The following is a 15,650-nucleotide window of genomic DNA, read 5'->3' as shown; positions in this document are numbered from 1 at the left end:
GCTGAGGCTCGTCAGCTCCAGGGGGAGGCGGCGAGCCAGCTGGTGTCCTGGGCCCATGACGTCGCGGAGTCCCAGGAGTTGGAGCCTCCGTCGCTCGCGATGTAGCCGGTGAAGCTGTAGTGGCGGATGTACTTGGCCGGATAGTTGAAGGACTGCAGCGAGTAACCCGTGCCGCTGTTGCCCGGCTTGGAGCAGAAGGTGGCGTCGGCGGCGAACTGACTGGTGCCGTCGTTGGGCTGGAGGTGGAGCTGGAAGGCGTAGTGCCTGAGGTAGCTGCCCGGTGTGTTGGCCGACTCGAGGGAGACGCAGTTGCCGTTGGCCAGGCCTGCGCGGACGATCCAGGTGGCGTCGCCCTTGACGGTGGCGGAACTGCCGGAGGTCACCGGCGCGATCACCACCTTGTCGTCGCTGGTGTCGTGCTGGAGGTAGTCGCCGGTGCAGCAGGAGGTGGTGGCCTGCAGCGACACCCTCGCGCCCGGGGTGAAGGGGGTGGTGGTGCTGTAGCCGGCCGCGGCGATGTCGGCCTGGACCGCGGCGTCGGTGGCGTCGGAGGGGTAGCCCTTGACCATGGCGCCCTCGTAGAAGATGCCCGCGCTGGCGTTGTGGTTGGTCTGGCAGCAGTCGCCGCCGCTGCCGAGGATGATGGCGCCCTGCTTGTGCATCGGGCTCCATCCGCTGGGCAGTGCGCCGCTGTAGAGCTGTGTCAGGCTCCCGGACTGGGCGTCAGCGCCCTTGAGCGCCATCTGGGTGGTGCCGTTGTTCTTGAGCATCGCGGTGACGAAGCGGCTGGTCTCGGAGACCTGGCTGGGGTTCCACGCCTTGCTGCCACCGCTGAACAGGCCGTTCTCGATGTCCGCCTGCACCCACGGCCCGGTTCCGCTGCAGCCGCCGAACCAGCATTCGGTGCTGAAGTTGATCGCGTCCATGGCACCGTTGCCGTCGGCGTGGTGGTCGGTCTCGGTGTTCCCGTAGTCGAAGCAGCAGCCGTTGTTGACGTGGGTGCCGCTGGTGACCATGTACTCGCCCTCGGGTGAGCTGCCGGTCGGCACGCCGCCGGTGGAGTTGTAGGCGAAGTAGCTGTTGCCGGGGTTGATGTACAGCGCGTAGGCCTTCTGGCCGCCCACGCTGAGCGCTTCGGTGGTCGCGATGGCCGCCGTGTCGGCGCCGCCGGTCCCGCCGGGCCCCTGGTAGACCAGGGTGTTGCCGTCGCCGGTCTGATCGTAGACGCGGGTGACGGTGCAGGTGGTGCCCGCGCAGAACGAGTCCTGCGCCGCGGCGTCGGCGACACCTCCGGCGGACAGCACCCCGATGTCCCGCAGCGCGCTGTCCGACGCCCGCTGCACCTGGTAGAGCGGACCGTTGTAGGAGGCGAACAGCGCGCGGGTGGTGCTGTGCGCCGCGACGCACGGCGTGCCGCCCGCCGCGTAGATGTCACAGGGCCCTTGTGCGGCGGCCTGTGAGACGCCGCTGAAGGCGACGAGGCCGGTGAAGGCGAGCGCCACCGCGGCCAAGGAGACGACCAGCCTCCGGCGCAGTCGGCGGAACGTGATCAGCGCAGGCACCATGAACTCCCTTGTTCGGGCGGGTCTGATGGGTGTTGAGGGCGGACGGACACGTCCGGGCCTGCCGATCCGCCGACGGGCCGCCCGCCGATTGTTAGCGCTAACAATCCGCAGCCGGAGCAGCCGTCACTCGGCCGCTCGGATCAAGCCACGACTATCGGGGAACTCCCTAGGCGCGTCAAGACGTCGAACCGCACGTTCCGGAAAGTCGGAAATCGGCGTGCTCTCCCGCGCGACGCCGAGCCGCCCGACCGCCTGGCGCATCGCAGACCGCAGCAGCCCCACTCGCCCTGCCACGGCGCCACGTTCCGTCAAGTCCCCGCCCAGTACGCGGAACTCGGCTTTGTCATCTCGTCAAGTGCTTCCGCTTGACGCCGGTGACCGCCTCCGCGTTGGCTTTTCGGCCATCTGGGGCGCAATGTCGCACTCTCGTCCGGAAGACACCAGAAGTGAGCACCCACATGCGGGGTGCCCCGGTGCCCCGCCGGTGGGAGAGCCGGCGGAGCACCGGGAGTCGGTCGGTTCGGTCAGGGGGCGATGTTCCACCGCTGGCAGGTGTTGTCGAGCTGCTGCCACTGGCGTACGACGGTCCCGTTGGCCGTTCCGCAGTTCGCGACGTCCAGCGTCATACCGGTGTTGACGTTGGTGATGGTGTAGCTGCCGCCGACCTTGGTGACGTCCCACTGCTGGCAGGTGTTGCCGAGCGAGGCCCACAGCTGGACGGCCGTGCCGTTGGACTGCCCGCAGTTCTTGTCGTCCAGGACCGTGCCGCTGTTGACGTTGGTGATGGTGTAGTGGCCGTTGCCGGCGCCGGCGAACTTCCACTGCTGGCAGGTGTTGCCGAGCGAGGCCCAGATGTCGATCGAAGTCCCGTTGCCGGTACCGCAGTTCACCGCATCCAGGACCTTGCCGGAGTTGGGGTTGGTCAGGCGGTAGGCGGTACCGGCGACGGGGAGGCCCGCGGCCGGGGTGGTGTAGCCGACGGAGGTGATGTTGGCCTGCACCGCGTTGTCGGCGGCGTCGGTCGGGTAGCCGGACGTCATGACGCCTTCGAAGAAGGAGCCGTCGGATCCGTTGCTGTTGTCACCGCCGGTGCCGAGGACGATGGCGCCCTCCAGATGCATCGGGGTGTAGCCGCCGAGGTTGGGCAGGGCCCCGTTGTACCAGGTGGTCAGGGAGCCGGACTGGGCGTTGCCGCCCTTGATCGCGTAGGTGGTCGTGCCGTTGTTCTTCTCCATGGCGGTGACGTACGCGCTGGAGATGCCGGTGTTGTTCGAGTTGGCTCCGTTGCCTCCGAAGAAGAGCCCGTTCTCCAGGTCCGCCTCGACCCAGGGGCCCGATCCGGTGCCGGAGCAGGAGAACCAGCACTCGGTGCCGAAGTTGATCGCGTCCATGTGACCGTTGCCGGTGTCGTTGCCGGACGTCTCGGCGTTGCCGTAGTCGAAGCAGCAGCGGTTGTTGACGTGGTGCCCGCTGGTCACCATGTAGGCGCCCTCCGGGTTGCCGCCGGTTGCGATGCCCGTGGTGCTGTTGTCGCGGTAGCCGACGCCGGCCGACACGAAGACGCCGTAGGCGGCGTGGCCGCCGACCGTCACCGGCAGGGCGTCGGCGATCGCGCCGACGTCCTGGCCGCCGTTTCCGCCCGGCCCCTCGATGGTCAGGTCGTTGTGGTGGGAGGTCTGGTCGTGGATCTTGGTGATGACGCAGGTCGTGCCGGAGCAGAAGGAGTCCTGCGCCGCGGCGTTGGCGTAGCCGCCGGCGCTGAGCAGTCCGATGTCGGTGGTGGCGCCGTCCGAGGCTCGCTTGACCTGGTAGAGAGGGCCGTTGTACGCGGCGAAGAGCGCTCTTGTGGTGCTGTGCGCCGCGGCGCAGGGGGTCCCCGCGGAGGCGTAGATGTCGCACGGCAGGGAGCCGGCGGCCTGGGCCGTGCCCGCGGTGCCGATGGCCGCGGCCAGGAGGCCGGCGAGCAGTGCGAGGACCGCGCCCACCACCCTCAGCCGGAACCCACTCGGATGTCTGACTGTCACTGTGAACCTCTTCCGTCGTGCGGGCACTGCCGCCGGGCCACGGAGTCGACGCCGCACGCGACTCGCCACGCACCGGCGGGGGGCGCGTTGTGAGCGTTAACAATCAAGATCCCCGGATGTCGCCACTCATCCGGGCTCCAGGGGGACGGGCAACGGCCGGGCTCCGGGCTGTTGGCTTCCAGCACTGCTTCCGAGCTGCGCCGTTCTCGCGCCGCCGGTGGTGATCGGCCGGTCCGGCGACTCCATCTTTTACGCCACGGTGAACAGCGGGCAACACCACCTGGACAGTCAAGAATATGGAAACCAGGGTCACGCGCTTCTCAGGATTCGACGCTCGGCGGCGGCGCAGCGGCCCTGATCGCGGTGGTGCGCAAGCAGGTCAGAGGGACTGCGCGCACATGACGGCGCTGTTAAGGGTTCCGCAAGAGACCGGTCGGAACGTATTGACCCCTTGAGATTGTGTGCGCTAACAATTCGTCCACAGCGCGTCGGTCCCGGCCGGAAACGCGCCGACCGAAACGTGAGGGCGCGTGGGGAGCAGGGGGTGGGACGTGGACGGGGAACGAGCACCGGTGATGGCGGACGTGGCCCGGGTCGCGGGAGTCTCGCACCAGACCGTCTCGCGAGTCCTCAACGACCACCCCAACGTGCGGCCCACCACCCGGGACCGGGTGCTCGCGGCCGTCCGTGAACTCGGCTACCGCCCCAACGCCGCCGCCCGCACCCTGGCGACCCGCCGCACCCGGACCCTGGGTGTCATCAGCTACAACACCACGCTGTACGGCCCCGCCTCCATGCTCTACGGCATCGAGCAGGCGGCCAGGCAGCACGAGTACTTCGTCACCGTGGCCGCGGTCGGCGCGCTCGACCGGCGGTCGGTGCTGGACGCCGTCGACCGGCTGCGGGACCAGGGTGTCGAGGGAATCATCGTGATCGCACCGCAGACCGCCGCGGTCTCCGCGCTTGCGAACGCGCCGTCCGACGTGGCCCTGGTCGCGGTCGGCTGCGGTACCCACACCACGTTGGCCTCGGTCGCCGTGGACAACGAGAGGGGTGCCGAGCTGGTCACCTCCTACCTGCTCGACCTCGGCCATCGCACGGTGCACCATCTGATGGGACCGCGTTCCTGGCTCGACGCCCAGGAGCGCGCGGCCGGATGGCGGAGCGCCCTGGAAAAGCGGGGCGCTCCGGTGCCGGCGCCGCTGGCCGGCGGCGACTGGACGGCCCGCACCGGGTTCGAGCAGGGCCGGCGAATCGCGGCCGACCCCGACGTCACCGCGGTGTTCTGCGCCAACGACCACATGGCCCTGGGTCTGCTGCGGGCCCTGCAGCAGGCCGGGCACCGGGTGCCGGAGGACATCAGTGTCATCGGTTTCGACGACATCCCGGAGGCCGAGTTCTTCGGTCCGCCCCTGACCACCGTGCGTCAGGACTTCGACGAACTCGGCCGGCGTGCCCTGCGCGCGCTGATCGAGATCATCGGCGGTCCCGACGCGGCACTTCCGGCGTCCGCCGAGACGCCCCACGTCATCATCGAGCCCAGTTTGGTGGTGCGAGCCTCGGCGGCCCGCCCCCGGAACCGAGCGACCTCCCGGGTCGCAACGCCGTCGGCGCCTCGTCCGCCGGCTCCGTGACCCACCACCGGCCTGCCCACAGGAAAGGAACACCGAAATGGGCCGCATGAAGTTAGCGTGATCGTCGACGATCCGGCTGCCGGCCCCCGTCCCAGGTCTTCCGCCTACGCGGTGACCGGAGGCCGCCGCCGGTGACACCACCCCGTGCCGGCTGACCGCCCCGCCCTGCCCCCTGGGGCCGCGAAACCGGCGAAGCGAGGTGCCGGCGGCAGGTGACCCGCCGTGGCACTCACCGGCCGGCGGCAACTCCGCCCCGGCCGCGGTCCCGGCCTTGAGCCCCCAACTCCTCCTCGAATGCGGGCGGTTCGGCCACCGCCGCCTTGTCCCGCGACCGCTGCGACCGGCTCCCGTCCGGCGTATGCCGCCCCGCCCCGTGCCGGTTCACCCATGCCGTCGCCGCAGGCCCACCACTCGTCCGCCACGGCCCGCGAGTGAACCACCCGTCATCCGTCCCGCCCGACTTCGTGGCACCGCCGTGCCCGGCCTGCGGACGGGACCACGATCCAGCCACCCGTTGTGCCCACATCCGTACCCGACCGTGGGCTCGCCCGTACCCCGACAGTAGAAGGACGCTGATCACAATGATCGGTACCAGAGGATCCCGCTCCGTGGCCGTCGCGACCGCGCTGCTCATCTCGCTCACCGCCGCCGGCTGCTCCAAGAACGCGTCCGGCTCCTCCCCCTCCAGCTCGGCGGGCGCCGGTTCGGTCGCCGCCGCGGCCCCCGTCGCGCTGTCCGGTTCCGTCACCTTCAACCAGGCGAACCTCGCCAAGCTCGACAAGGCGCTGAAGTCCGCGCTGGCCGGCAAGGACCTGTCCAAGGTCGACATCGCGATGGTGGTGAACGTGGCCGCCGACTACTGGAAGGCCGGCCAGGTCGGGTTCCTCAAGGGCTGCTCCGACCTCGGCATTCCGAAGAGCAAGTGCACGTACTTCGCGCCGCCCAACGGCAAGCTGACGGAGCAGAACTCGGAGCTGGAGACCCTGCGCTCGCAGGGCGTCACCGGGTACTCGATCTCGGCGATCGACCCGACCTCGGCCGCGGGCACCATCCACACCGACGTCCAGAAGGGCATCAGCGTCCTCGCGATCGACTCGCCGCTGCCGGGAACCGACGCCGCCTCGCTGTACCTGGGCACCCCGAACTACACCGCGGGCTACCAGGCGGGCACCGCGATGAAGCAGGTGCTCGGCGGCAAGGGCAAGGTGGCCATCCTGGTCGGCTCGCTCACCGCGTCGAACGCCACCCAGCGCATCGCGGGCTTCGAGGCGGCGCTCAAGGGCACGAAGATCACGGTCGCGCAGAAGGTCAACGACAACCTCCAGGCGAGCACCGCGACCTCCGACGCCGAGACCATCCTGGCCAACAACCCGGACGTCAACGGCCTGTACGGCGTCTACTCCTACGACGGTCCGGCGCTGGCCCAGGCGGTGACCTCGGCCGGCAAGACCTCGTCGGTGCACATCGTGTCGGACGACTCCGACGCGCAGACCCTGAAGTTCATCAAGTCCGGCGTCATCTCCGGCACCGTGGTGCAGATGCCGTACCAGCAGGGCTACACCGGGGCGTACATCCTGGCCGCGGAGAAGGTGCTGGGCAAGGCGAAGACGATGGCACTCGTCAAGCCCTACCTCGAGAAGGACGGCTCGACCCTGAGCTCCGGCGTGGGTCTGGTCACCAAGTCCGACCTGGGCGCCTACCAGTCCCTCGAGTCCAAGCTCGGGATCAGCTGAGCATGACGGCCACGACGAGCGCCCCGGGCCGCGCGATCACCGCGCGGCTGCGGGGAGTACACAAGTCCTACGGGCCGGTGCGCGTCCTCGATCTGCCGGAGCTCGACCTCTACGCCGGGCAGGTGGTCGGCGTGGTCGGCGAGAACGGGGCCGGGAAGTCCACGCTGATGGGCACGCTCGCCGGATCGGTGCACCGGGACGGCGGCGAGATCCTCATCGACGGTGAGCCCCTCGTCGCGGGGTCCACCGAGGCGGCGGGACAACTCGGTGTCGCCATGGTCTCCCAGGAGTTCCCCCTGGTCGGCCAGCTCTCGGTGGCGGAGAATCTGCTGCTGGGCCGCCGGCCGCGGCAGTCGAGGCGGCGGTTCCTGGTGGACCGCGGTGCCCAGCGGGCCGAGGCCGAGGCGATGCTGGCGGAGATCGGGCTGTCCCCCGCACGGATCCGGGTGGGCCGGGAGGTGCGCACCCTTCCGGTGCCGACCCGGCAGATGATCGAGATCGCCAAGGCCTGGGGCCGTGAGCCCAAGCTGCTGATCCTGGACGAGCCGACCTCCTCGCTGGGGCCGGTCGAGGCCGAGATGGTGCTGGGGCTGGCCCGGCAACTGGCCGAGCGCGGCGGCACCGTGCTCTTCATCGGGCACCGGCTCGACGAGGTGCGGGAGATCAGCGACCGGGTCCTGGTGCTGCGCAACGGCAGGCTGGTCGCCGACCTGGAGCCGGCGGAGGCCTCCGAGGAGCGGCTGATCCGGGAGATGGTCGGCGGCGAGGTCGCCCAGGGCGAGCCGAAGGCGCCGCCGGCGATGAGCCCGATCCTGCTGCAGGTGCAGGACCTGACCGCGGACGGTCTCGGCCCCGTCGATCTGGAGGTGCGCGAGGGCGAGATCCTGGGCGTGGCCGGGCTGATGGGTTCGGGCCGCAGCCGCCTCGTCCACACGATCGCGGGCGCGCAGCCCTCGACGGGCGGCCGGATGCTGCTCGGCGGTGAGCCCTACCGGCCGCGGGGCGCGGGCGACGGTGTGGCGGCCGGTATCGCGCTGATCCCGGAGGACCGCAAGGAGCAGTCGCTGGTGCTGTTCGCGTCGATCCGGTCCAACGTCGTCGTCTCGGTGCTCAGGCGGATCAGCACCCGGGGTCTGCTCGGCCCGCGCCGGGAACGCGCCGAGGCGCGGAAGATCACCGAGAACGTCAACGTGCGGATGCAGTCGGTCGAGCAGCCGATCGGTTCGCTGTCCGGCGGCAACCAGCAGCGCGCCATCTTCGGCCGTGCCTTCGCCGCCGGACCGCGCCTGCTGCTGCTGGACGAGCCGACCCGCGGCGTGGACGTGGGCGCGAAGGCGGAGATCTACAAGCTGATCGACCGGGCGGCCGAGCAGGGCATGGCGCTGGTGGTCGCCTCCTCCGAACTGGAGGAACTGCTGTGGATCTGCCACCGCATCGCGGTGATGAACCACGGGCGGGTGGTCGCGGTCCTCGACCGGGCCGACGCCACCAAGGAACGGATCATGACGGCCGCTGCCGGAACGTCCCCCCTGCACCAGGAAGAGCCCGGCCAGGAGATGCCGGGCCAGTCCCCCCTCGCGAACGGAGCCCCCGCATGAGCGCGCAGAGCACGCTCGTCCCCGACGAGATCGCACCGCCTGCCCGCCCGGCCGTGTCGAACCTCCTCCGCAAGCTCGCCGCCTCCCCCGAGGCAGGTGTGATCATCGCCTGCGTTTTGGTGTTCGCCGGGATCGCCGCGAACGCGGAGACGTACACCGCGGTGGGCAACCTGCAGGTGATGGGCCGCGACCTGTCACAGGTCGGCATCCTGGCGATCGGCGAGTCCCTGGTCATCCTGACCGGTGGCATCGACCTGTCGGTGGGCGCGCTGGCCGGTCTGGCCGGCATCCTGGCCGCCTGGCTGAACGTCAACGAGGGCCTGCCGGCACCGGTGGCCATCGTGGTCACGCTGGTGATCTGCGCCGCGGTGGGGCTCTGGCACGGCACCATGGTCACCCGGCTGAACGTGCCGCCCTTCGTGATCACTCTGGTCACCTACACGGTCGCACAGGGCACGGCGCTCGCGGTCACCAGCGGCTCGCCGATCAACGACCTCGATCCCCTGTTCAGCAACCTGAGCCAGTACTACATCGGCGAGGTACCGGTCCCGGCGCTGTTCTTCGTGGCGGCGGCCGCCGTCGCCTGGTTCGTGCTGGAGCGCACCTACGTGGGCCGTCAGATCTACGCGGTCGGCGGCAACAGGGAGGCCGCCCGGCTGGCCGGAATCCCGACCGCCCGCCGGATCACCTCCGCCTATGTCGCCGGCGCGGCGCTGGCCGGTGTGGTCGGCATCCTGGTGATCGGCCGGATGAACGTGGCCGACCCCTCGGTCGGCGCGGGCTGGGAGCTGACGGCGATCGCCGCCGCGGTGGTCGGCGGCATGTCGCTCTCCGGCGGCGAGGGCCGCATCGCCGGCATCGCGGCCGGCGCGATCCTGCTGGAGTTCATCACCAACGGCCTGCTCGCGCTCAAGGTCAGCCCCTACGACCAGCAGGTCGTCCAGGGAGCGGTACTGGGTGTCGCCATCCTGCTGGACCGCGTGCGCGCCCGCTACTTCGGCAGAAGCCGGGGTTAGCGCCACCGGAACACCAGTGCCCCGGGAACACCTGTGCCCGATGACGCAGGTGCGTCACCACCGACTGAAAACCGGACAATGATCGACATATCGAACCCATTCGGTGAAGGAGACCGCTTGTGAACTCCGAGCAGAAGGCAGCCGGGGACCTGGAACCCTGCGTCGTGGGAGTCGACTTCGGAACGCTGTCCGGGCGGGCCGTGGTCGTCCGGGTGCGCGACGGTGCGGAGCTGGGAACGGCCGAGCACGCGTACCGGCACGCGGTCCTGGACGGGGCACTGCCGGACGGCACGCGGCTGCCGCCGGACTGGGCCCTGCAGGTGCCCTCGGACTACATCGACGTCCTGCGCACCGCCGTGCCCGAGGCCCTGACCCGCGCCGGCGTGCGCCCGGAGCAGGTGATCGGCATCGGGACGGACTTCACCGCCTGCACGGTGCTGCCGGTGCTCGCCGACGGCACCCCCCTGTGCGAGCTGCCCGAGTACGCGGCCCGCCCGCACGCCTACGTCAAGCTGTGGCGCCACCACGCCGCCCAGGGGCAGGCCGACCGGATCAACGCGCTGGCCGCCGAGCGGAAGGAGCCGTGGCTGGAGCGGTACGGCGGGAAGATCTCCTCGGAGTGGGAGTTCGCCAAGGCGCTGCAGGTGCTGGAGGAGGACCCGGAGATCTACCGGCGCACCGAGCGGTGGGTGGAGGCGGCCGACTGGATCGTGTGGCGGCTGTGCGGGACGTACGTACGCAACGCCTGCACCGCCGGCTACAAGGGGCAGTACCAGGAGGGCGGTTACCCGTCCTTCGACTACCTCGCGGCGCTGAACCCGGACTTCGCCTCCTTCGTCGTCGACAAGCTGGACCACCCGATCGGCCGGCTCGGGGACGCGGCCGGGCGGCTGACCGCCGAGGCGGCGGCCTGGACAGGGTTGCCGGAGGGCGTCACGGTGTGCGTCGGCAACGTCGACGCGCATGTCACGGCCCCGGCGGCAGCGGCCGTGGAGCCCGGCCGGATGGTCGCCATCATGGGCACCTCCACCTGCCATGTGATGAGCTCCGACCAGCACGGCACGGTGTCCGGCATGTGCGGTGTCGTCGACGGCGGCATCCTGCCCGGACTGTGGGGCTACGAGGCCGGGCAGAGCGGCGTCGGGGACATCTTCGCCTGGTTCATCCGCTCCGGGATGCCCGCCGAGTACGCCGAACAGGCCGCCGCGCTCGGCCGCGACCCGCACGAGCATCTGACGGCGCTCGCGGCCGGGCAGCGGGTGGGCGAGCACGGTCTGATCGCGTTGGACTGGCACAGCGGCAACCGGTCCGTACTGGTCGACCACGATCTCAGTGGGGTGGTGGTGGGGCTGACGCTGTCCACCCGTCCCGAGGACGTCTACCGGGCGCTGCTGGAGGCCACCGCCTTCGGCACCCGCACCATCATCGACGCCTTCGAGGCGGCCGGGGTGCCGGTGGGCGAACTGATCATCGCGGGCGGGCTGACCAAGAACACCCTGCTGATGCAGATCTACGCCGACGTCACCCGCCGCCCGCTCGGCGTCATCGGCTCCACCCAGGGCCCGGCGCTGGGGGCGGCGATGCACGCCGCGGTGGCGGCCGGGGCGTACGCCGACATCCAGAGCGCCGCCCGGTCCATGGGCAAGGCCGATCGGGGCGTGTACCGGCCGGACCCCGCACGTGCCGCCGCCTACGACCGGCTGTACGCCGAGTACCGGCTGCTGCACGACTACTTCGGCCGCGGCACCAACGAGGTCATGCACCGGCTGCGCCGGCTGCGCGCAGAGGCCTGAGCCGCCCCCTCCTCGTGACGTGATGTGAAAGGACCCCTGTCATGACGACCCCCGAACCCCCCTACCGCGGCCAGGAGATCTGGTTTCTCACCGGCAGCCAGGGCCTGTACGGCGAGGACACCCTGCGCCAGGTCGCCTTCCAGTCCCGGCAGATCGCCGAGCGTCTGGACGCCGCCCCCGACATCCCGCTGCCGATCGTGTGGAAGCCGGTCCTCACCGACGCCGACTCCATCCACCGCCTGTGCCGGGAGGCGAGCGTCTCCGACACCTGTGTCGGTGTGGTCGTATGGATGCACACCTTCTCCCCGGCCAAGATGTGGATCGCCGGCCTGAGCGCGCTGGACCGGCCGGTGCTGCACCTGCACACCCAGTACAACCTGTCGCTGCCCTGGTCGAGCATCGACATGGACTTCATGAACCTCAACCAGGCCGCCCACGGCGACCGCGAGTTCGCCCACATCGAGTCCCGCATCGGCGTCCACCGCAAGATCGTCGCCGGACACGCCACCGACCCGCGTGTCGTACGGCGCGTCGCCACCTGGTCCAGGGCCGCCGCCGGCCGGCACGCCGCGCGCACCCTGCGCCTGGCCCGCTTCGGCGACAACATGCGCGACGTCGCCGTCACCGAGGGCGACAAGGTCGAGGCGCAGATGCGGTTCGGCTTCTCGGTCAACACCTACGCGGTCAACGACCTGGTCGCGGTCGTCGACGCCGTCGAGGACAAGGAGGCCGCCGAACTCGCCGCCGAGTACTGCGAGTCGTACGACGTGGTGCCCGCCCTGCGGCCGGACGGCATCCGGCACGACGCCCTGCTCTACGCCGCCCGCCTGGAGATCGGCCTGCGCACCTTCCTCGACGACGGCGGCTTCACCGCCTTCACCACCAACTTCGAGGACCTCGGCGGCCTGCGCCAGCTCCCCGGCATCGCCGTGCAGCGCCTGATGGCCGACGGCTACGGCTTCGGCGGCGAAGGCGACTGGAAGACGTCGGCCCTGCTGCGCACGATCAAGGTCATGGGCCAAGGGGCCCCCGGCGGCTCCACGTTCATGGAGGACTACACCTACCACCTCGGTCCCGGCACCCCCCGCATCCTCGGCGCCCACATGCTGGAGGTCTGCCCCTCCGTGGCCGCCTCCCGCCCCAGCTGCGAAGTGCACGCCCTGTCCATCGGCGACCGCGAGGACCCCGTCCGCCTCGTCTTCGACGCGGCCCCCGGCCCCGCCCTGGTCGTCGGCCTGGCCGACCTGGGCGAGCGGTTCCGGCTGACCGCCAACGCCGTCGACGTCGTACCCCCCAGCCAGCCGCTGCCCCACCTGCCCGTGGCCCGGGCCGTGTGGGAACCGCGTCCCTCCCTCGCGGAGTCGGCGGAGAGCTGGCTGCTGGCCGGTGCTCCCCACCACACCGTCCTCAGCTCCGCGGTCGGCGTCGAGACCCTCACCGACTTCGCCGCCATGACCGACGTCGAACTGCTCACGATCGACGAGCACACCTCCGTCGAGCAGCTCGCCAAGGAAATCCGCTGGAACGCCGCCTACCACCGGCTCGCCCAGCCCCTCTGACGAGATGGAGACCCCCGACGTGACCGCCATGAGCGCACCGGTCCGGGCCGGCCTGCGGCAAGAGGTGCTGGACGCGAACCTCGCCATCCCCCAGGTCGGCCTGGCGACCCTGACCTGGGGCAATGTCAGCGGCGTCGACCGGGAGGCCGGGGTGTTCGTCATCAAGCCCTCCGGCGTCCCCTACGAACGCCTCGCCATCGACCACCTGGTCACCGTCCGCCTGGCCGACGGCGCCGTCGTCGACGGCCCGTTGCGCCCCTCCACCGACACCGAGACCCACCGCTGCCTGTATCTGGCCTTCCCCTCCATCGGCGGCGTCACCCACACCCACTCCACCCACGCCGTGGCCTTCGCCCAGGCCCGCCGGGACATCCCCGTCCTCGGCACCACCCACGCCGACACCTTCAACGGCCCCATACCCTGCACCCCCGACCTCACCGCCGAGCAGTGCGAGAAGGACTACGAGTACAACACCGGCCGCGTCATCGTGGACATGCTGGGGGAAGACGACCGGAAGGCCGTCGAGGTCCCCGGCGCCCTCGTCGCCAACCACGGCCCCTTCACCTGGGGCGCGAGCGCCCGCAAGTCCCTGGAGCACGCCATCATCTGCGAAGCGGTCGCCGACATCGCGCTGCACACCCTGGCCCTGTCCCCCGCCGCCCCGCCGCCCCCGCATCTCCTCAACCGCCACTACACCCGCAAACACGGCCCCGACGCGTACTACGGCAACCCGGGCATGCCGGCGTCCTCCGGAACGTGAGCGGGGGCGCCGCCCGGAGCGGTGCCTCCGCGGGCGTCAGCAGGTGCGATGGACGTAGCCGGTCGCGCCCTCGGGCACGACCTGCTCGTCGCGGCGGACGATGCTCAAAGTGCCGCCCCAGCCGGAGCACGCCCGCGCCATGCCCTTCGCCGTGTACTCGACCACGAGCACATTGCCGTCGAAGGCCTCGGCGAACTCTCCGCACTCGTCCCACTCGGCGCATTCCTCCGCCACGGCGAAGTCCAGGCCCACGGACTTGTGGTCGGCCAGGAGTTCCGCGGCGTTCTTCTGGGCGACGGCCAGGCCCTTCGCGTGGGCGTGCGCCGCCAGCAGCGTCATCAGGGCCTCGGCCTGGGCGGCCTTGAGGTATTTCGGGAAGCGGGTGAAGACGTCGTAGTTGTCGGGCTCGACCGCCTTGTACCCCGTGGCCGCGCACGCGTCGATCCAGGTGTCCAGCTTGGCGGCGATGCGCCGCCGCTTGGCCGCCGTGCGGATGTCCAGGACCGCCTCGCCCCAGTCCTTGTCGTAGACGACATGTCCCTCGGCATCGCGCAGCAGCAGGTCGGTGTCCCAGTCGTGCCTCTCGTCCTGCTGCACCTGGAACGCGTTGATGTTGCAGATGCTGTAGACACCCGGCGCCGGCTCGCTCCCATGGTCGCGGCTGACCACCCGCACACCGGCCGACGGAGCGTAGGCGCCGCCGATCTGGTAGTCCCATCGCACATGCTTCGGCGGCAGCGTCACCTTGGCGGCCGACGCGGGCGCGGCGGACGACGCGGAGGAGGCGCCGTCCCGGAGCGCCCCGATGCCCACCGCTGCGACGCTCACGCCGGTGACCGCCAGGGCCGCCGCGAGGCCGACGAGGACGCGCAGCCGACGGCGTCCGTGACCGGTCCGGGTGTCGTCCGCTTCCGCCTTCCCGCCGTCGGCGGCCGGACCTGGCGCGGCCGGGCGCTCACGGAAACCCTCAGGGCCGGCTTCCAGGGTGTCGGGCACATCCGCCGCCATCGGAGGAACCGCCGCGACCGGCACCGCGGACTTCGGCAACTCCCGCAGCATACGGCGCAGTTCGTCGAGCTCTGGCCGGGCGGCCGGGTCCTTGTCCAGGCAGCGTTCGGCGATGCTGCGGAGCGGCTCGTCGACTCCGCTCAGATCCGGCGCCTCGTACATCACCTGGTAGCCCGTCAGGTACGGGCTGGCTCCGTCGAACGGGCGGTTGCCGGTGGCCGCGTAGACCAGCAGCGACCCCAGCGAGAAGACGTCCGAGGCCCCGGTGACCTCGCGCGGCGCGGCGAACTGCTCGGGAGACATGAAGGGCGGGGTACCGATCAGCCGGCCGGTCACCGTGAGGGCCTCGTTGTCGACGGCGTACGAGATGCCGAAGTCGATGACGCGCGGCCCGTCCTCGGCCATCAGCACGTTGCTCGGCTTCAGATCCCGGTGCACCACACCCACCCGGTGGATGTCCTTCAGCGCCTCGACCAGCCCCAGCGCGAGCACGCGCAGTTCGTCCCCCCGCAGCGGTCCCTCCTCGGCCACGACGTCCGACAGCGTGCGGCCCGGGATGTACAGCGTCGCCATCCACGGCTGCCGGGCGTCGGGATCGGCGTCCACCACCGGGGCGGTGAACGCCCCGCTCACCCGCCGGGCCGCCGCGACCTCCTGCCGGAAGCGGGTCCGGAACTCCTCGTCCTGCGCGTACGGCGCGTGCACGACCTTGACCGCGACCCGCCGCCCCGATTCCGAGCAGCCCAGATAGACGACACCCATACCGCCACTGCCGAGCCGGTCGACCAGCGTGTAGCCGCCCATGGACTCCGGATCGCCGGGACTCAGCGACATCGCGGGTCACCTTTCCCAAGTGCTCGCTTTCGAAAAGCCGTTCAAGCGCATCAGCCTAACGGCGCTCGCGCTCACTGGGTGACGAGGCCGATCGGATGGCCGGCGTCGCGGGGACATCGCGGGGCT

General features: G+C 70.8%; 10 protein-coding genes. 7 read left to right on the top strand and 3 right to left on the bottom strand.

Annotation, left to right across the window (positions count from 1 at the left end; all coding sequences use genetic code 11):
- Positions 1-11: 11 nt before the first annotated feature.
- Both ACFY0F_RS02280 and ACFY0F_RS02275 read right to left on the bottom strand, forming a co-directional pair.
- Positions 12-1,565, bottom strand: coding sequence for an alpha-L-arabinofuranosidase B (locus ACFY0F_RS02280; RefSeq protein ID WP_388787588.1), 1,554 nt, complete (start codon positions 1,563-1,565; stop codon positions 12-14).
- A gap of 524 nt (positions 1,566-2,089) precedes the next feature.
- Complete coding sequence (locus ACFY0F_RS02275; protein ID WP_388787585.1) at positions 2,090-3,589, bottom strand: arabinofuranosidase catalytic domain-containing protein; 1,500 nt, start codon at positions 3,587-3,589, stop codon at positions 2,090-2,092.
- Positions 3,590-4,164: 575 nt separating this feature from the next.
- Here ACFY0F_RS02275 and ACFY0F_RS02270 point away from each other — a divergent pair.
- From ACFY0F_RS02270 to araD, 7 genes are all read left to right on the top strand, one after another.
- Positions 4,165-5,223, top strand: coding sequence for a substrate-binding domain-containing protein (locus ACFY0F_RS02270; RefSeq protein WP_388789147.1), 1,059 nt, complete (start codon positions 4,165-4,167; stop codon positions 5,221-5,223).
- A gap of 608 nt (positions 5,224-5,831) precedes the next feature.
- On the top strand, positions 5,832-6,956 hold the full coding sequence (locus tag ACFY0F_RS02265) for a substrate-binding domain-containing protein (protein ID WP_388787581.1): 1,125 nt from the start codon (positions 5,832-5,834) through the stop codon (positions 6,954-6,956).
- A gap of 2 nt (positions 6,957-6,958) precedes the next feature.
- On the top strand, positions 6,959-8,554 hold the full coding sequence (locus ACFY0F_RS02260; protein ID WP_388787578.1) for a sugar ABC transporter ATP-binding protein: 1,596 nt from the start codon (positions 6,959-6,961) through the stop codon (positions 8,552-8,554).
- Entirely contained in the window at positions 8,551-9,570 is a 1,020-nt protein-coding gene (locus ACFY0F_RS02255) for an ABC transporter permease (RefSeq protein WP_388787576.1), read from the top strand. The genes ACFY0F_RS02260 and ACFY0F_RS02255 overlap by 4 nt, the downstream gene beginning before the upstream one ends.
- Positions 9,571-9,689: 119 nt before the next feature.
- On the top strand, positions 9,690-11,363 hold the full coding sequence (gene araB / locus ACFY0F_RS02250) for a ribulokinase (RefSeq protein WP_388787573.1): 1,674 nt from the start codon (positions 9,690-9,692) through the stop codon (positions 11,361-11,363).
- A gap of 41 nt (positions 11,364-11,404) precedes the next feature.
- On the top strand, positions 11,405-12,922 hold the full coding sequence (araA, locus tag ACFY0F_RS02245; protein ID WP_388787571.1) for an L-arabinose isomerase: 1,518 nt from the start codon (positions 11,405-11,407) through the stop codon (positions 12,920-12,922).
- A gap of 28 nt (positions 12,923-12,950) precedes the next feature.
- Positions 12,951-13,682 (top strand): L-ribulose-5-phosphate 4-epimerase AraD, encoded by a 732-nt coding sequence (araD, locus tag ACFY0F_RS02240; protein ID WP_388789145.1) that lies wholly within the window; start codon positions 12,951-12,953, stop codon positions 13,680-13,682.
- Positions 13,683-13,718: 36 nt separating this feature from the next.
- Here araD and ACFY0F_RS02235 read toward each other — a convergent pair whose 3' ends face one another.
- Positions 13,719-15,524, bottom strand: a complete 1,806-nt coding sequence (locus ACFY0F_RS02235) for an endo alpha-1,4 polygalactosaminidase (protein ID WP_388787568.1) — start codon at positions 15,522-15,524, stop codon at positions 13,719-13,721.
- Positions 15,525-15,650: the final 126 nt, after the last annotated feature.

Origin of the sequence: Streptomyces sp. NPDC001544 (assembly GCF_042894285.1) — a bacterium.
Classification (GTDB): domain Bacteria; phylum Actinomycetota; class Actinomycetes; order Streptomycetales; family Streptomycetaceae; genus Streptomyces.
This window is presented reverse-complemented; position numbering and strand designations above follow the sequence as displayed.